This is a genomic window from Cupriavidus sp. 86D6, from assembly GCF_057815095.1.
Genome location: NZ_JBYPSB010000008.1, coordinates 33,994 through 50,272, shown reverse-complemented (window position 1 = coordinate 50,272; position 16,279 = coordinate 33,994). Strand labels below are relative to the sequence as shown.

At 67.6% G+C, this 16,279-nt stretch carries 16 protein-coding genes; 8 read left to right on the top strand and 8 right to left on the bottom strand.

From position 1 onward, the window contains the following. Positions 1–51 precede the first annotated feature (51 nt). Positions 52–1,488: an aminotransferase-like domain-containing protein gene (locus tag AC3G88_RS18895; RefSeq protein ID WP_488773440.1), complete on the top strand. Its 1,437-nt coding sequence runs from the start codon at positions 52–54 to the stop codon at positions 1,486–1,488. Further along, positions 1,485–1,811, top strand: a complete 327-nt coding sequence (locus AC3G88_RS18890; protein ID WP_488773441.1) for an ArsR family transcriptional regulator — start codon at positions 1,485–1,487, stop codon at positions 1,809–1,811. Before AC3G88_RS18895 ends, AC3G88_RS18890 begins: the two co-directional genes overlap by 4 nt. A 55-nt stretch (positions 1,812–1,866) precedes the next feature. Here the strand turns inward: AC3G88_RS18890 and AC3G88_RS18885 are convergent, their stop codons facing one another. The 3 genes from AC3G88_RS18885 to wrbA are packed head-to-tail and all read right to left on the bottom strand — an operon-like array spanning position 1,867 to position 4,297. Further along, positions 1,867–3,291 carry an FAD-binding oxidoreductase gene (locus AC3G88_RS18885; RefSeq protein ID WP_488773477.1) on the bottom strand — a complete coding sequence of 475 codons (1,425 nt, stop codon included), beginning with the start codon at positions 3,289–3,291 and terminating at the stop codon, positions 1,867–1,869. Between the two features lie 14 nt (positions 3,292–3,305). Next, entirely contained in the window at positions 3,306–3,704 is a 399-nt protein-coding gene (locus AC3G88_RS18880; protein ID WP_488773442.1) for a DUF2069 domain-containing protein, read from the bottom strand. Continuing rightward, positions 3,701–4,297 carry an NAD(P)H:quinone oxidoreductase gene (gene wrbA / locus AC3G88_RS18875; RefSeq protein ID WP_488773443.1) on the bottom strand — a complete coding sequence of 199 codons (597 nt, stop codon included), beginning with the start codon at positions 4,295–4,297 and terminating at the stop codon, positions 3,701–3,703. Before wrbA ends, AC3G88_RS18880 begins: the two co-directional genes overlap by 4 nt. A gap of 282 nt (positions 4,298–4,579) precedes the next feature. Between wrbA and AC3G88_RS18870 the strand changes: the two genes are divergently transcribed. Then, positions 4,580–5,911: a YihY family inner membrane protein gene (locus AC3G88_RS18870; RefSeq protein ID WP_488773444.1), complete on the top strand. Its 1,332-nt coding sequence runs from the start codon at positions 4,580–4,582 to the stop codon at positions 5,909–5,911. Positions 5,912–5,945: 34 nt separating this feature from the next. Here AC3G88_RS18870 and AC3G88_RS18865 read toward each other — a convergent pair whose 3' ends face one another. From AC3G88_RS18865 to AC3G88_RS18855, 3 genes are read right to left on the bottom strand one after another with little or no spacing between them, the layout of a single operon-like run. Beyond that, positions 5,946–6,263 carry an Mpo1-like protein gene (locus AC3G88_RS18865; protein ID WP_488773445.1) on the bottom strand — a complete coding sequence of 106 codons (318 nt, stop codon included), beginning with the start codon at positions 6,261–6,263 and terminating at the stop codon, positions 5,946–5,948. 36 nt (positions 6,264–6,299) lie between these two features. Then, on the bottom strand, positions 6,300–7,115 hold the full coding sequence (locus AC3G88_RS18860) for an alpha/beta fold hydrolase (RefSeq protein ID WP_488773446.1): 816 nt from the start codon (positions 7,113–7,115) through the stop codon (positions 6,300–6,302). Beyond that, on the bottom strand, positions 7,115–8,425 hold the full coding sequence (locus AC3G88_RS18855) for an O-acetylhomoserine aminocarboxypropyltransferase (RefSeq protein ID WP_488893771.1): 1,311 nt from the start codon (positions 8,423–8,425) through the stop codon (positions 7,115–7,117). Before AC3G88_RS18855 ends, AC3G88_RS18860 begins: the two co-directional genes overlap by 1 nt. A 234-nt stretch (positions 8,426–8,659) precedes the next feature. Between AC3G88_RS18855 and AC3G88_RS18850 the strand changes: the two genes are divergently transcribed. From AC3G88_RS18850 to AC3G88_RS18830, 5 genes are all read left to right on the top strand, one after another. Then, on the top strand, positions 8,660–9,115 hold the full coding sequence (locus AC3G88_RS18850; protein ID WP_092595912.1) for a CBS domain-containing protein: 456 nt from the start codon (positions 8,660–8,662) through the stop codon (positions 9,113–9,115). Positions 9,116–9,275: 160 nt separating this feature from the next. Beyond that, complete coding sequence (locus AC3G88_RS18845; protein WP_488893770.1) at positions 9,276–11,180, top strand: MFS transporter; 1,905 nt, start codon at positions 9,276–9,278, stop codon at positions 11,178–11,180. 2 nt (positions 11,181–11,182) lie between these two features. Beyond that, on the top strand, positions 11,183–11,959 hold the full coding sequence (locus AC3G88_RS18840) for a glutathione S-transferase family protein (RefSeq protein ID WP_488773449.1): 777 nt from the start codon (positions 11,183–11,185) through the stop codon (positions 11,957–11,959). Positions 11,960–12,079: 120 nt separating this feature from the next. Continuing rightward, positions 12,080–13,183, top strand: coding sequence for a chorismate synthase (aroC, locus tag AC3G88_RS18835; protein ID WP_153948339.1), 1,104 nt, complete (start codon positions 12,080–12,082; stop codon positions 13,181–13,183). Continuing rightward, on the top strand, positions 13,129–14,394 hold the full coding sequence (locus AC3G88_RS18830) for an MFS transporter (RefSeq protein ID WP_488893769.1): 1,266 nt from the start codon (positions 13,129–13,131) through the stop codon (positions 14,392–14,394). Before aroC ends, AC3G88_RS18830 begins: the two co-directional genes overlap by 55 nt. Here AC3G88_RS18830 and AC3G88_RS18825 read toward each other — a convergent pair. Further along, entirely contained in the window at positions 14,391–15,494 is a 1,104-nt protein-coding gene (locus AC3G88_RS18825) for an NAD(P)/FAD-dependent oxidoreductase (RefSeq protein WP_488773451.1), read from the bottom strand. The genes AC3G88_RS18830 and AC3G88_RS18825 overlap by 4 nt on opposite strands. 39 nt (positions 15,495–15,533) lie before the next feature. After that, complete coding sequence (locus tag AC3G88_RS18820) at positions 15,534–16,235, bottom strand: FadR/GntR family transcriptional regulator (RefSeq protein WP_488773452.1); 702 nt, start codon at positions 16,233–16,235, stop codon at positions 15,534–15,536. Positions 16,236–16,279 lie beyond the last annotated feature (44 nt).

Below are 16,279 nucleotides of genomic sequence, written 5' to 3'. Positions count from 1 at the left end.
CGCCTGGGTTGTCCGGCGCCCCCCGGACCCTCCAGTAAAGGCGAAGACCCGTTGGCAACCGCAACCCTGTACGAAAAGCTCGCGGCCGATATCGAGGCCCTGGTGCAGCAGGGCGTGCTGCTGCCCGGCGAAAAGATCCCGTCAGTGCGCCAGGCGGCCCAGCACCACCGGCTGAGCATCACCACGGTCATCCGCGCCTATCTGCTGCTGGAATCGCGCGGCATCCTGGAAAGCCGGCCCCAGTCGGGCTACTTTGTGCGCGCCCGGCCCGGCGAGCCGGCCATCGACCTGCAGCCCTCGCGGCCGGCCGCGCGGCCGTCGGCTGTCGATGTCAGCGCGCTGGTGCTGTCCACGCTGCGCTCGATCCGCGCCGACGACGCCGTGCCGCTGGGCTCGCCATACCCCGACCCGAAGCTGTATCCGTGGCAGCGCATCATCCAGTACGCCAACGCCATCGGCAAACGCTATGACACCTGGAGCGTGCTCGATGACCTGCCGCCGGGGTCGCCCGAGCTGATCCGGCAGATCACGCGCCGCTACCTGGAAAACGGCTACACGGTCGATCCGAACGAGGTTGTCGTGACGATTGGCGCGACCGAGGCCATCAACCTGTGCCTGCAGGCCGTGGCCAGGCCGGGCGACACGATTGCCGTGGAGTCGCCCACCTACTACGCGATGCTGCACGCCATCGAACGGCTGGGCATGCGCGCCGTGGAGGTGGCCACCGATCCCGTGGAAGGCATCGACGTCCAGGCGCTGGCCCGGCTGATCGACGAGCGGCCCGTGGCCGCCTGCATGGTCATGCCGAACTTCCAGAATCCGCTGGGCTTCCAGATGTCCGACGCGCGCAAGCAGGCGCTGGTGGCCCTGCTGACCGAGCGCGACATCCCCGTCATCGAGAACGACGTCTATGGCGAGCTGTACTACGGCGACGCCCATCCAACTTCGCTGAAATCCTATGACACGGCCGGCATCGTGCTGCACTGCTCGTCGTTCTCGAAGACGCTGACCAACGCCTACCGCATTGGCTGGGCACTGCCCGGGCGCTACAGGGAGAAGGTGGAGCGGCTCAAGTTCCTGAACACGCTGACCACCTCGACGATTCCGCAACTGGCCATCGCCGAGTTCCTGCGCCGCGATGGCTACGACTATCACCTGCGCCGCGTGCGCAAGGCCTACGCCCAGCAGGCCAACATCATGGCGGCCGCCGTGCGGCGCTTTTTCCCGGCAGGCACGCGCGTGTCGCGCCCGGCCGGCGGCTATGTGCTGTGGGTGGAACTGCCCGAAGAGGTGGACGCCATGGCGCTGTACCACGCCGCGCTGGAGCGGCGCATCACGGTGGCGCCGGGGCATATCTTCTCGCCCGTGCCCACCTACACGAACTGCATCCGCCTGAACTACAGCGGCGCGTGGTCCGAAGCCATGGAATCCGCCGTGATCACGCTGGGCAAGCTCGTGGCGACATTACAAGAAAGGGAGACGACATGACCAACGACGCAGCAGACGACATGCCGGAAGGCGAGGACGATGCCCTGGACCCCGTGGTGGGGGCGATCCTCAAGACGCTGTGGGACCACGGCCAGCGCGGCGCGGACAAGGATCTGTCCCTGGCCCGGCTGAGCAAGCGCGCCAGCGTGCAGATGAGCGTACTGCGGCGCGTGCTGACCCAGCTGGGCGCCGCCGAACTGGTCGACACGGTCATCGAGGAAGACGGGCGCGGCACGGCACGGCTGACCGAGGAAGGCCAGGCGGTGTGCGCGCAGCTGTTTGGCGAGCCGGATGGGGACGGCGCGGCACCGGTGCTGCATTGAAGCCGGCGATGTCTCCCCCCTCCCGTTGGAGGGAGAAAGGGGCGCCGATCTCCCCTCACACGACCTTGCCCGGATTCATCAGTCCCTGCGGGTCCAGCGCCTGCTTGATCGCGCGCATCATGGCCAGTTCGACGTCGCTCTTGTAGCGGCGGTTTTCCTCCAGCTTCAGCTGGCCCAGGCCGTGTTCGGCCGAGATCGAGCCGTTGTGGGCGTGGACGCTGTTGTGGACGATCAGGTTGATGGCGTCCTGATGCTTGAGGAACTGGTCGTTGTCCACACCGACCGGCGGCGACACGTTGTAGTGCAGGTTCCCGTCGCCCAGGTGCCCGAACGTGACCATGCGCGATCCGGGGAAGGCGTCCTGCAGCAGCGCGTCGGTGGTCTCGATGAAATCGGCCACGCGCGAGATCGGCACGGCGATGTCATGCTTGACGTTCTTGCCTTCCTCCACCTGGGCCAGCGGAATATGCTCGCGCAGGTTCCAGAAATCGCGCGACTGCTGCACCGATTCCGCCACCACCGCGTCGGTCACCACGCCGGCGTCGAAGGCCGCTTCCATCATGGTCTCGAAGATGTGCCGGGCGTGGTCTTCGCTCTCGCTGTCGGACAGTTCCAGCAGCACCAGTTGCGGATGGTGCTCGCTGAACGGATAGCGCAGCTGCGGAAAGTGCCGGGTCACCAGGTCGATACACAGGGCCGACATCAGTTCGAAGCCGGTAAGCATGGCGCTGGCGTGCGACTGGGCGATGGCCAGCAGGGCCAGCGCGGCGCGCGGGCTCTTGACCGCGGCCAGCGCCGTCACGCGGGCGCGCGGCGCCGGGAACAGCTTCATCACGGCGGCGGTGATGACGCCCAGCGTGCCTTCGGCGCCGATGAACAGGTCGCGCAGGTCGTAGCCGGTATTGTCCTTGCGCAGGCCGCGCAGGCCGTCCCAGACCTCGCCGCGCACGTTGACCACCTCCAGCCCCAGGCACAGTTCGCGCGTATTGCCATAGCGCAGCACGGCCGTGCCACCCGCGTTGGTCGACAGGTTGCCGCCGATCGTGCAGCTGCCCTCGGCCGCCAGCGACAGCGGAAACAGCCGCCCATGCTCGCGCGCCACGTCCTGCAACTGCTGCAGGATCACGCCGGCTTCCACGGTGATGGTGTTGTTGAGCGGGTCCACCTGGCGCACGCGGTTCATGCGCTGCAGCGACAGCACCACCACGCCCTGCGCGGCGGATTCGCCAGCTCCGGGCGTGGCGCCGCCGCACAGGCCCGTATTGCCCCCCTGCGGCACCACGGCCAGCCGGTGCGCGTGGCAGGCGTGCATCACGGCGGCCACTTCCTCGGTGGTCCCGGGGCGCAGCACGGCCAGCGCGTCGCCGGTATAGCGGCGGCGCCAGTCGGTCAGGTATGGCGCCTTGTCGGCCGCATCGGTCAGCACGTTTTGCGGACCGATGGCGGCGCGGCAGAGATCGAGGAACGAGTCGGAATGCACGGCGGTCATGGCAGTCAGGAGGGTTGGGACGTTTTGGCGATGGCCTTGGCGCGGCGCTTGTAGGGCCGCAGGTACAGGATCGTGGCGACAAAGAACACCAGCGTCAGGGCCACCTCGCCCCAGGCCAGCCACGACGACGGGGCGCGGTCGCTGGTGGCGCGCACGATGCCCTCGGTGAAGTACAGCAGGATCAGCATCGACGACCACTGCATGGTGTAGCGGTTGCGTGTCCAGACGCCGCGCAGCACCGGCAGCAGCAGCACGCACTTCAGGACCAGCCACGATCCGCCCGGGCGCAGCGGCGCCAGGAACCATTCCCAGGCAATGCACAGCGCGATCAGCGCGATCAGGCTGGCCAGGCTCAGGCGCCAGAGCGGCTGGCTGTGCAGCGCGCGATCGTCGGGCGTCTTCATCGTGCGGCCAGCTTCAGGGCCGTCTGCGCCAGCCGGCGGCCCATGGCCGTGGCCAGCGCGGCTTCCTGGTCGGTGACCGGGCCGTGGTTGTCGACGTGCGCGTGGTGGCTGGGGCCGTAGGGCGTGCCGCCGGCCGTGGTGGTCATCAGGCCGGGCTCGGAATAGGGCAGGCCGACGATCACCATGCCGTGGTGCAGCAACGGCAGCATCATCGACAGCAGCGTGGTTTCCTGGCCGCCATGCAGGCTGCCGGTCGACGTGAACACGCAGGCCGGCTTGCCCGTCAGCGCGCCCGACAGCCACTGGGCGACCGTGCCATCAAGGAAATACTTCATCGGCGCGGCCATGTTGCCGAAGCGGGTGGGGCTGCCCAGCGCCAGGCCGGCGCATTCCTCCAGGTCGCGCAGTTCCGCATAGGGCGCGCCTTCGGGCGGAATGTCGGGCGCGGTGGCCTCGCAGACGGTGGATACGGGCGGCACGGTACGCAGGCGGGCCTGTGCGCCGGAGACGCTCTCGATGCCGGTGGCGATCAGTTCGGCGAGTCTGCGGGTGGCGCCGTGGCGGCTGTAGTAAAGGACGAGGATGTCGGTCATGAGCGGGACAGGCGCGCCGGGCAGGGACCGGCAGGGGCCGGCGCCATGGATAAGGGTGGAGAACGGCGCAAACGGCGCAAACGGTGGAATCAGCGTGAATCGGCGTGAATCGGCGTGAATCAGCGGAATCGGCGCCGCGGGACGATCCGCGTATTATAGTTGGGGCGCCGCCGGAAGTGACGCCCCCGATGCCGTGCCGGCCATGCCGGCGCCCCTGGCCCGGCGCGCAAGCGATGGACCGGCGTCGCATCCTTATTTGAAATCCACGGAGAAAGCCCCCGCATGTCCGCCGTCCGCATTGCCCGCCTGCGCAGGGAATGGAACCTGCAGAAGGTGCGCGCACTGGCCCGCTACGCGCTGCGCCGCGCCGGCGAAAACCGGCTGCCCCAGGTGGCCGCCAGCCTGACATTTACAACGTTCCTGTCCGTGGTGCCCGTGCTGACCGTGGCATTCGCGCTGCTGGCCGCGTTCCCGGTGTTTCGCGAGTTTCGCGGCCAGATCGAGGGCTTCCTGTTCCAGAACCTGATCCCGGGCGGCAATATCAGCGATTCGGTGTCGCGCTACCTTGGGCAGTTTTCCAAGAGCGCGCGCGGGCTCACCGCCCTGGGCCTGGGCGGCCTGATGGTGACGTCGGTACTGACCATGCTGACCGTGGAAGACGCGCTCAACGCCATCTGGCGCGTCAAGCGGCGCCGCCCGCTGGCGCAGCGGGTACTGGTGTTCTGGGCGGTGCTGACGCTGGGGCCGGTGCTGATCGGCGGCAGCCTGTCGGTCAGTTCGTACCTGATTTCGGTCTCGATGGGCTACGTCGGCAACCTGCCCTTCGGCATGAGCCTGCTGGTCGGGCTGATACCGATCGGCCTGACCGCGCTGGCCTTTGCCTTCCTCTACATGGCGGTGCCGTATGCCTACGTGGACTGGCGCGACGCGATCTTCGCCGGCATCGTGGCCGCCGTGGCCTTCGAAGTGGCCAAGCGCGCCTTTGGCTATTTCATTACCCATATTCCGACCTACACGGCCGTCTACGGCACGTTTGCCGTGCTGCCGCTGTTCCTGCTGTGGATGTATGTGAGCTGGCTGGTGACGCTGCTGGGCGCAACCATCGCGGCGAACCTGCCGGTGATCCGCGAAGGCCACTGGCGCCGCCGCACGTTCGCGGGCAGCGAGTTCTTCGACGCGCTGGGCGTGCTCTACGTGCTGTACCGCGCCCGCGAGGAAGTGCCGCGCAGCGTGGGAGAACTGGACATGGGGCGCAAGCTGCGGGTGGAGGCCGACTACCTGGCCGGGCTGCTGGCCAAGCTCAAGGCGCTGCACCTGGTGGGCAAGCTGCAGCAGGACCATGGCCAGGCGCACTGGGCGCTGCTGTGCGATCCGTCGCAGGTCACGCTGCGCACGCTGCACGACCGGCTGGTGCTGAACATGGCGCGCCTGCCGCGCACGGCGCTGGCGCAGCAGATGCAGGGCGTGGAAGTGCTGCGCGGCATCCTGGACAACCCGCAGCTGGACCAGCCGCTGGAAGCCGTGTTTCGCCAGCAGACCGCAAATGCGGCCGCCAACGAAGCGGCCGGCCCGGCAATCCAGGCGGTGCCGCCCGGCCGGCACGGGCAGGGCTGAGCGCGCCGCCGACGCCCCGCGTGCAGGCCCGGATTCAGAACGGGATCTTGCCGCGCAGGATATCGGCGTACATGACCCAGTCGCCCATCAGGCTGTAGAACGGGTGCCGGAAGGTGGCCGGGCGGTTCTTCTCGAAGCCGAAATGCCCGACCCAGGCAAAGGCATAGCCCGATACCAGCGCCGCCAGCAGCCACCAGGCGTTGCCGGTGACCACCAGCGTGACCAGGCAGGCCAGCGCCAGCGTGGAACCCGCGAAATGCAGCCGCCGGCAGGTGCGGTCGCGGTGCTCGCTCAGGTAGTACGGATAGAAATCGGCAAAGCTGGCGAATTCCTTGGCATGGACCTGGGCCATCGCAGTCTCCTGATTTTTGGTCTTTTTCCCATCTTTCTACAGTGTAGACCTTGCAAACGCGGCCAGCGCGTCGAGCACCTCGTCCGGTCTTTCGCCCATCATCGCGTGGCCGCTCGGCACCGTCACGACGCGGGCCTTGGGCATCTTGCCGGCCAGCGCCTGGGCCGCCTTCGGCGAGGTCATCATGTCCTTGCTGCCGACGATGAACAGCGCCGGGCAGGTCACGGCCGCGGCGGCTTCGTCGCCGTGGGCATAGCCATTGCAGGCCGAGAAATCGGTGTGGAACACATGGGCGCCGGGGTTGCGGGCGCTGACGCGCTCCATCAGCCGCTGGCTGCCGCCATGCATCCACGCGCCGGGCCCCGGCGACGACGGCTTGCTGGCCAGGCTGGAAATGGACCACTGGTTGACCATCGCGATGGCATCGCCTTCGCGGTGCAGCGCGGCGTCGAGCAGGGCGTCGGATACCTTCATCGGATACGCGGTGGCCAGCAGCCCGATGCCGCGCACGGCCTGTGGATGGCGGGCCGCGCATTCAAGCGCGATCAGCGACCCCATGCTGTGGCCGAACACCAGCGCCGGGGCCGTGACGCCGGCCGCGCCGGCCAATGCCATGACCCAGTCGGCCATGTCTTCGACGGTGGTCAGCGGCGCGCCCGCGCTGCGGTTGTGGCCGGGCAGGTCCACGGCCAGCACCGAGAAGCCGTGATTGGCGAACCAGCGCGTCTGCAGCCCCCAGACGCTGTGATCGTTCTGGGCGCCGTGGACGAAGATGGCACAGGGCAGGGCAGGGTCGAACGGCTTGCCGCCCGTGTAGGCATAGGCCGGGTGGCCGGAGACGGTCAGTTTCATTACGCCTTGCCCCCCATGGCCTTTTCGGCGGCCTTGAGACCGCGTTTCAGATCGTCGATCAGGTCGTCCGGATCTTCCAGGCCGATCGACAGCCGGATCGTACCTTCGCCAATGCCGGCGGCTTTCAGCGCGGCGGCGTCCATGCGGAAGTGCGTGGTCGATGCCGGATGGATCACCAGCGAGCGGGCATCGCCCACGTTGGCCAGGTGCGAGAACAACGCCAGGCTTTCGATAAAGCGTTGCCCGGCCTTGCGGTCGGCCTTCAGGTTGAAGCTGAAGACCGCGCCGCAGCCGCGTGGCAGTAGCCGTTTCGCCAATTCATGGTCGGGGTGCGATTCGAGTTCGGGGTAGGCCACCGATTCCACCATCGGGTGTCCGGCCAGGAACTGCACCACGCGGCGCGTGTTGTCGACGTGGCGGCTCATGCGCAGCGGCAGCGTCTCGATGCCCTGCAGCAGTTGCCAGGCGGCCATCGGATTCATGCACGCGCCAAAGTCGCGCAGCCCTTCGCGGCGGGCGCGCAGCAGGAACGGCGCCACCGTGCTTTCCTCGGTGAACACCATGTTATGGAAGCCCTCGTACGGCTCGGACAGTTCCGGGAATTTGCCCGAGGCCTCGAAATCGAACGTGCCGCCTTCGGCCAGCACGCCGCCGATGGTGGTGCCGTGGCCGCCCAGGAACTTGGTGGCCGAGTGGTAGAGCAGGCCGGCGCCATGGTCGAACGGGCGCAGCAGGTAGGGCGTGGTGAACGTGGAATCCACCAGCAGCGGAATGCGGTGGTCCTGGCCGATCTGGGCCACGGTGGCGATATCGAGCACGTCCAGGCCCGGATTGCCCAGCGTCTCGCCGAACAGCAGCTTCGTCTGCGGACGGATGGCGGCGCGCCAGGCGTCGATATCGCGCGGATTGACGAAGGTGGTCTCGATGCCGAAACGGCGCAGCGTGTAGTGCAACAGATTGTGCGAGCCGCCATACAGCGCGGTGGACGCGACGATATGCGAGCCGGCCCCCATCAGCGTGGCCACGGCCAGGTGGAGCGCAGCCTGGCCAGAGGCCGTGCCGATGGCCCCGGCGCCGTTTTCCAGCGCGGCCACGCGTTCCTCGAACACGGCGACGGTGGGGTTGCTGATGCGCGAATAGACGTGACCGGCGCGTTCCATGTTGAACAGCGACGCCGCGTGCTCGCTGTCGCGGAACACGAACGACGTAGTCAGGTGGATCGGTGTGGCGCGGGCCCCGGTGGCGGGGTCGGGCGCGGCGCCGGCGTGCAGGGCCAGCGTGTCGAAGCGGCTGCCAGACGATGTGGACATGGCGGGAAGGGGCCCGGTTGGCCGGACCGCGGGTGGTTGTCTCCGACCGGCATCCTAGCACCATGCGCCACACGGGGCAGCCCGGGTTTTTCCCGCCGCCCGGCGGCCACGGGCCCGCCTGGCAGGCCTCTGGAGGCCGCGCTCGCTTTACTTGAGACGGCGGTTTGGGCTAGCATCGGCCATCAAACCTGCGCCACAGACCCTGCAATACAAGGCAGCCCCGGAGACACCATCATGAAAGTCAGCGACATCCTGCAGATCAAGGGCAACACGCTCTTTACCGTCACGCCGGATACGCCGCTGCAGCAGGCGATCCAGACCATGGCCGAGCACGACATCGGCTCGCTGGTGGTCATGGAGTACGGCGACCTCGTCGGCATGCTGACCTTCCGCGAAATCATCGAGGTGCTGGCCGCCAACAACGGCACGCTGGGCCCCGTGGGCATCCGCAAGGTCATGGACGACGCGCCGCTGACCTGCACGCCCGAAACCGACGTGAACGAGGTGCGCCGCATGATGCTCGAGCGCCACACCCGCTACCTGCCGGTACTCGAAAAACGCACGCTGATGGGCGTGATCTCGTTCTACGACGTGGCCAAGGCCGTGGTCGAAGAGCAGAGCTTCGAGAACAAGATGCTCAAGGCGTACATCCGCGACTGGCCGGAAGAAAAGGAACAGCCCGCGCGCTGAGCCCATGCCCGGTCCGGTGCCGCCCTGGCATCGGACTTCCTTCGGCGTGAGACTTGTCTGATTTAAGCGTCTCCCCATAGCCGATCCTGCCCGCTGCTGGCATGATGGCGGCGAACTGATGCCCCGGCGGGTCACCGGGGTCAACTCCTGTTTGCCATTGATGAGCCAACAAAGCCAGTTTCGCCTGCTTGGCGTGCGCCGTTTCGCCCCGTTTTTCTGGACGCAGTTCCTGGGGGCCATGAACGACAACGTCTTCAAGGTCGCCTTCACCTCGCTGGTCACCTATCACGCCGCGCTGTTCGACGGCGTCGATCCACATAGCGCCGCCTTTCTGATCTCCGCCATCTTCATCGCGCCGTTCGTGCTGTTTTCGGCCACCAGCGGGCAGATCGCCGACAAGATCGAGAAATCGCGGCTGATCCGGCTGGTGAAGTCGCTGGAGATCGGCATCATGCTGCTGGGGCTGGCCGGCTTCTACCTGCACAGCGCCACGCTGCTCTACATGGGCACGTTCCTGATGGGGCTGCACTCGACGCTGTTCGGGCCCGTCAAGTTCGCCTATCTGCCCCAGCATCTGGACCAGACCGAACTGGTGGGCGGCAACGGGCTGGTGGAAATGGGCACCTTCGTCGCCATCCTGCTGGGCACGCTGCTGGGGGGCGAACTGGCCGGCCTGACCGGCGCCGACGGCAAGGTGGTCGGGCCGCTCTACGTGGGCATGGTCTGCGTGGTCATCGCGCTGGCCGGGCGGGCCGTGTCGCAGGGTGTGCCGCTGTCTCCCGCGCCGCAGCCGGACCTGCGCATCAACTGGAACCCGTTTACCGAGACGTGGCGCAACCTGATCCTGGCGCGCCAGAGCCGTGTGGTGTTCCAGAGCCTGCTGGGCATTTCCTGGCTCTGGTTCCTGGGCGCCACGTTCCTGACCTCGTTCTTCAGCTTCGCCAAGGATGTGCTGGGCGGCGACCAGAACGTGGTCACGCTGCTGCTGGCCGTGTTCTCGGTCGGCATCGGCATCGGGTCGCTGCTGTGCGAGCGGCTGTCGGGGCGCCATGTGGAAATCGGCCTTGTGCCGTTCGGGTCGATCGGCATGACGGTGTTCGCGGTGGATCTCTATTTCGCCACGCATGGCCATGCCACGAGCGGCACGCTCAGCGGCGTGGGCGGCTTCCTGGCGCAGCCGGGCCACTGGCGGGTTCTGATGGACCTGTTCTGCGTGGCGATGTTCGGCGGCTTCTACAGCGTGCCGCTCTATGCGTTGATCCAGAGCCGCTCGGCGCCGACGCACCGGGCACGTATCATCGCCGCCAACAACATCCTGAACAGCTTCTTCATGATCGCCGCGTCGCTGCTGGGCGTGTTCATGACGCAGGCCGGCTATTCGATCCCGCAGCTGTTCCTGGTGGTGGGGCTGCTCAATGCCGTGGTGGCCATCTATATCTATACGCTGGTGCCCGAGTTCCTGCTGCGCTTCATCGCCTGGCTGCTCGTGCATACGATCTACCGGCTGCGCCGCGTGAATGCCGAGCGGATTCCGGAAGCGGGCGCCGCCGTACTGGTCTGCAATCACGTGAGCTTTGCCGATGCCGTGGTGCTGATGGCGGCCAGTCCGCGTCCGGTGCGCTTCGTGATGGATCACAATATATTCAAGGTGCCGGGGCTGTCGTGGTTTTTCCGCCAGGCCAAGGCCATTCCAATTGCGCCGGCGCGCGAGAACCCCGCACTGCTGGCGCGCGCCTACGACGCCGTGGCAGCCGCGCTGGAAGACGGCGAACTGGTCTGCATCTTCCCTGAGGGCAAGATCACGGCCACGGGCGAGATCAACCCGTTCAAGACCGGGGTCACGCAGATCATCCAGCGCACGCCGGTGCCGGTGGTGCCGATGGCGCTGCGTGGTCTGTGGGGCAGCTTCTTCTCGCGCAAGGGCGCGCCGGCCATGACCCGGCCGTTCCGGCGCGGCCTGCTGAGCAAGCTCGAACTGGTGGTAGGCGAGCCGGTGCCACCGGAGTCAGCCACCCCCGAAAGTCTGCAACAGATGGTGCTTGCCCTGCGCGGCGACTGGAAATAACGATGATCACCCTGTTCACGTTTGGTCCCGCGTTTGGGTTGCCCGACGCCAGCCCGTTCGTCATCAAGGCCGAGATGCTGCTGAAGCTGGCCGGTCTGCCCTACCAGACACGGCGCGGCAACGTGCGCCGGGCGCCCAAGGGCAAGCTGCCGTACCTGGACGACATGGGGCGGCAGGTGGCCGATTCGACGCTGATCCGCTGGCATATCGAAAAGACCTACCACGTGGATTTCGACGAGGGGCTGACGCCGGCCGAGCGCGGCGCGGCCTGGGCGGTGGAAAAGCTGCTCGAGGACAACCTCTACTGGGCCGTGGCGCGCGTGCGCTGGCTGGAAGGCGACAACTTCGAGCGCGGGCCGGCGCAATTCTTCAACGTGGTGCCCGGGCCGCTGCGCGGCATGGTCAAGGCGCTGGTCAAGCGCCGCGTGCGCCAGATGCTGTGGTCGCAGGGCCTGGGGCGCCATAGCGTGGACGACATGACCGCGATCGCGGTGCAGGGCGTGCAGGCCGTGGTCGACATCCTGGGCGACAAGCCGTACCTGATGGGCGACCGGCCATGCGGCGCCGACGCCACCCTGTTCGCGTTTGCGGCCAGCCTCCAGTCGCCGGTGTTCGAGACCCCGATCCGGGCCGCCGCGCAGTCGCACGCCAACCTGCAGGCCTACCTGGCACGCATGCGGGCGCAGTTTTATCCCGATTTCGTGGGCAGCGGCGTGTTCGCACCGGATTTCGGCCAGCCGGCGGCCGGCATTGGGGCCACCGCCGCCGCAAGCGCGTGAGTTGGCGTCGGGACCGGCGTCAGGCCGGCGTCCGGCGCCGCATGCCGCCGCCGAGGCGTCTGTCCGGACGCTAATGGCCGTACAATGTAGCCCGTCCCCCAATTCCTGCGCATTTCAACCATGTCTGGCAATACCCTCGGCCTGCTTTTCACAGTCACCACGTTCGGCGAATCGCACGGACCGGCCATTGGCGCGGTTGTGGATGGCTGCCCGCCGGGCATGTCGCTGACCGAAGCCGACATCCAGATCGATCTGGACCGCCGCAAGCCCGGCACGTCGCGCCATGTGACGCAGCGCCAGGAGCCGGACCAGGTGGAAATCCTGTCGGGGGTGTTCGAAGGCAAGACCACGGGCACGCCGATCTGCCTGCTGATCCGCAATACCGATCAGCGCAGCAAGGACTACGGCAATATCGTCGAGACGTTCCGCCCGGGCCACGCCGACTACACCTACTGGCACAAGTACGGCATCCGCGACTATCGCGGCGGCGGCCGTTCGTCGGCGCGCCTGACGGCGCCGGTGGTGGCCGCGGCGGCCATCGCCAGGAAGTGGCTGCGCGAGCAGTACGGCACCGAGATCCGGGGCTACATGTCGCAGCTCGGCGAAATCGAGGTGCCCTTCACTGACTGGAAGCATGTGCCGGAGAACCCGTTCTTCGCGCCGAATGCCGACATCGTGCCCGAGCTGGAAACCTATATGGATGCGCTGCGCCGCGATGGCGATTCCGTCGGCGCGCGCATCGAGGTCGTGGCCAGCGGCGTGCCGGTGGGCCTGGGGGAGCCGTTGTTCGACAAGCTCGACGCCGATATCGCGCACGCGATGATGGGCATCAACGCGGTCAAGGGCGTGGAGATTGGCGCCGGCTTCGACAGCGTGGCGCAGCGCGGCACCGTGCATGGCGACGAACTGACGCCAGAGGGCTTCCGCACCAACAATGCGGGCGGCGTGCTGGGTGGCATCTCCACCGGGCAGGACGTGACCGTGTCGCTGGCGATCAAGCCGACGTCGAGCATCCGCACCGCGCGGGAATCGATCGACAAGGCCGGCCAGTCGGCCAGCGTCGAGACGTTCGGCCGCCACGACCCGTGCGTGGGCATCCGTGCCACGCCGATTGCCGAAGCGATGCTGGCGCTGGTGCTGATGGATCACGCGCTGCGCCACCGCGCCCAGTGCGGCGACGTGCGCGTGGAGACCCCGCGCATCGCGGCGCAGGCCAAATCCTGAGTACCGCCTCATACCGGCCGGGGTCGATCGACCCGGCCACCTATCTCCGTTTCGGACTTTTCTACCTCGGCTACTACGGCTACGTCGGCGTCATCTCGCCGTATGTCAGCCTGTTCTTCGCCGATCGCGGCTTCTCGCCGGTGCAGATCGGCGTGCTGATGGCCTGCTTCCAGCTAAGCCGCATCGTCGGGCCGTATCTGTGGGGCTGGCTGTCGGACGTTACCCATACGCGCGTGAAGCTGCTGCGGCTGGCGGCCGTCGCGTCGCTGCTGGCGTTTCTGGCCGTGCCCGGCGTCCACAGTTATGGCGGCATGATGGCGATGATGATCGGGCTCAACCTGATTACCAGTGCCATGTCGCCATTGGGCGATGCGCTGACGATTTCCACGCTGCGCCGCCATGGCGCGTTCGACCACCGCTATGGCCGCGTGCGCATGTTCGGCTCGGTGGGGTTTATCGCGGCCGTGCTGCTGGGCGGCGCGCTGTTCGAACACTTCGGCATGCCGGCTTTCCCATGGCTGGCCAGTGCGATGCTGGCGCTGTTCGCCGTGGTGGTCTTCGGGCTGCGCGATGCCGAAGACGAAGGTCCGCGCGTGAAGCCGCCCCCGGCGTTGCCGCTGCTGCGCCGCCCCGACGTGGCGTGGTTCCTGGCGTCGGCCTTCCTGATGATGTTCGCCCACGCGGCGCTCTACGTGTTCTATTCGCTGTACCTGGAGCAACTGGGCTATAGCAAGATCGCCATTGGCGTGATGTGGACCATCGGCGTGGTGGCCGAGATCGTGTTCTTTTTCTATCAGGGGCGGCTGTTTGGCGCGCTGGCACTGCGCACGATCCTGGCGGGCACCTTCGTGCTGGCGGCATTGCGTTTCGGGGTGACCGGATACTTCGCGCAGTACGCCTGGCTGATGGCGGCCGTGCAGGTCCTGCATGCGGCCACGTTTGCCGCGCACCACAGCGCCAGCCTCAAGCGGCTGCAGCGTTGGTTCGCCGGGCCGCTGCAAGGGCGCGGGCAGGCACTCTATACAGGCATTTCCTACGGTCTGGGAGGCACGCTCGGCGGCCTGGTCATGGGGTGGACGTGGAAGACGCTGGCGCCGATGCACACGTTCGGCCTGGCGGCGCTGGCCGCGGCCCTTGGGGCCGGCTGCGCCGCGATGAGCTTCCGGGATGAACGCCCGGAGGCCCACCCGGAAGCTGCGACGCAGGCCTAGGCCAGCAATCCGGCCACTTTCTCGGCAATCGCCAGCGACGACGTCAGCCCTGGCGATTCGATCCCGAACAGATTGACCAGTCCCGGTACGCCATGCACCTGTGGGCCGTCGATGCGGAAATCGGCGGCGGTCTCGCCCGGGCCGCTGATCTTCGGGCGGATACCAGCGTAGCCCGGCTGCAGGGCGCCATCGGCCAGGGCCGGCCAGTAGCGGCGCACCTCGTCATAGAAGCTGTCGGCGTCGTGCGGTGGCACGCTGTATTCGATCTCGTCGATCCAGCGCACATTGGGGCCAAAGCGCGCCTGACCGCCCAGGTCCAGCGTCAGGTGTACACCCAGGCCGGCGGCTTCGGGCACCGGGTAGATCAGGCGCGAGAACGGCGCCCGGCCAGCCAACGTGAAATAGCAGCCCTTGGCGTAGAACTGGCCAGGAATGTGCTCGGGCGGAATGCCGTCGATGCGGCGCGCCAGTTCGGGCGCGGTCAGGCCCGCCGAGTTGACCACCGTGCGGGCCAGCAGCGTCGTTTCGCCATCTTCTCCGGCCACTTCCAGCCGAATGCCATCGGGCGTGACGGCGCCCGATGCCACGGGCGACTGCACGGCCAGCATCGCGCCGGCCTGTTCGGCATCGCCCAGCAGGGCGGTCATCAGGCCGTGGCTGTCGATGATGCCGGTCGATGGCGACAGCAGGGCGGCATGGCATTCGAGCTGGGGCTCCAGGGCGCGCGCTTCGTCGCGCGTCAGCAGGTGCAGGTCATGCACGCCATTGGCCTCGGCCTTGGCACGGATGCCGGCCAGCGTGGCCACCTGGGCCTCGCTGGTGGCGACGATCAGCTTGCCGCAACGCTGGTGCGTCACGTGGTGGCTGGCGCAATAGTCATACAGCATGGCTTTGCCGCGCACGCATAGCTCGGCCTTGAGCGAGCCGGCGGGATAGTAGATGCCGGCATGAATGACTTCGCTGTTGCGGGCGCTGGTGATCGTGCCGAACGCGTTTTCGGCTTCGAGGATGATGACCTCGCGGCCCTGCTGCGCCAGCGCGCGTGCCACGGCCAGGCCCACCACACCGGCGCCAATCACGACGCAATCCACGTTTTCCATCTGTCTGCTCCTTGTTCGGTCTTTTCCGATGTCTGGTGTTCAGTCGAGGCCCATCCGTTGCGCAGCGGCGCTTAGGTGGGCGGATGCGGCGGCGCGCGCGGCTTCGGGGTTGCTGGCGGCGATGGCATCGACCAGTGCCGCATGTTCGGCGTCGGCGGCACGCGGCGCCCCCTGGGCAGCGTGGAGCCGGGCGCTGTTTTCCCATGCGTGCTGGCGCGCCACCAGCAGCTGCTGGCTGACGAAGTCGGTCAGGCCCGTGAAACACGGGTTATGGGCGGCCTGCGCGATGGCGTGATGAAACGCGATGTCGGCCGCCGCCGCACTGGGGAAATCGGCGCCGTGGCGCTGCATGCTGGCCAGGGCGTCGCGGATCCGCCGCAAATCGGCGTCGGTCCGGCGCAGCGCCGCCATTTCAGCGCAGGCCGTTTCCACGACCCGCCGCAGTTCGAACAGTTGCGCCAGGGTGGGGCCGCCGTCCGGCGTGCTGGCCACGCGCCAGACCTGGCCGCCGGGCGTCTCGGACACATAGGCGCCGGAGCCCTTGCGCGTGATCAGCACGCCGTCGGCCTTGAGCAGGGCAATGGCCTCGCGCACGATGGGCCGGCTGACATCGAATGCATCGGCCAGCGCCGCCTCGGCTGGCAGGCGCGCGCCGGCGGCAAAGCGTCCGGCGGCAATGTCGTCGCGCAAGGTCTGGGCGATGCGGCTGGCAAGCGAAGCGGGGCGAGGCAGGCGATCCATGTTGATCCGGTATGCTGTCAGGCTGTCTGACAGCTTTTCGTCGA

Excerpts from the sequence above, each read along its gene's own strand:
- AC3G88_RS18890 (WP_488773441.1), top strand. The coding sequence starts at position 1,485 with ATGACCAACGACGCAGCAGACGACATGCCGGAAGGCGAGGACGATGCC.
- AC3G88_RS18880 (WP_488773442.1), bottom strand. The coding sequence starts at position 3,704 with ATGAAGACGCCCGACGATCGCGCGCTGCACAGCCAGCCGCTCTGGCGC.
- wrbA (WP_488773443.1), bottom strand. The coding sequence starts at position 4,297 with ATGACCGACATCCTCGTCCTTTACTACAGCCGCCACGGCGCCACCCGC.
- AC3G88_RS18870 (WP_488773444.1), top strand. The coding sequence starts at position 4,580 with ATGTCCGCCGTCCGCATTGCCCGCCTGCGCAGGGAATGGAACCTGCAG.
- AC3G88_RS18865 (WP_488773445.1), bottom strand. The coding sequence starts at position 6,263 with ATGGCCCAGGTCCATGCCAAGGAATTCGCCAGCTTTGCCGATTTCTAT.
- AC3G88_RS18860 (WP_488773446.1), bottom strand. The coding sequence starts at position 7,115 with ATGAAACTGACCGTCTCCGGCCACCCGGCCTATGCCTACACGGGCGGC.
- AC3G88_RS18855 (WP_488893771.1), bottom strand. The coding sequence starts at position 8,425 with ATGTCCACATCGTCTGGCAGCCGCTTCGACACGCTGGCCCTGCACGCC.
- AC3G88_RS18850 (WP_092595912.1), top strand. The coding sequence starts at position 8,660 with ATGAAAGTCAGCGACATCCTGCAGATCAAGGGCAACACGCTCTTTACC.
- AC3G88_RS18845 (WP_488893770.1), top strand. The coding sequence starts at position 9,276 with ATGAGCCAACAAAGCCAGTTTCGCCTGCTTGGCGTGCGCCGTTTCGCC.
- AC3G88_RS18840 (WP_488773449.1), top strand. The coding sequence starts at position 11,183 with ATGATCACCCTGTTCACGTTTGGTCCCGCGTTTGGGTTGCCCGACGCC.
- aroC (WP_153948339.1), top strand. The coding sequence starts at position 12,080 with ATGTCTGGCAATACCCTCGGCCTGCTTTTCACAGTCACCACGTTCGGC.
- AC3G88_RS18825 (WP_488773451.1), bottom strand. The coding sequence starts at position 15,494 with ATGGAAAACGTGGATTGCGTCGTGATTGGCGCCGGTGTGGTGGGCCTG.
- AC3G88_RS18820 (WP_488773452.1), bottom strand. The coding sequence starts at position 16,235 with ATGGATCGCCTGCCTCGCCCCGCTTCGCTTGCCAGCCGCATCGCCCAG.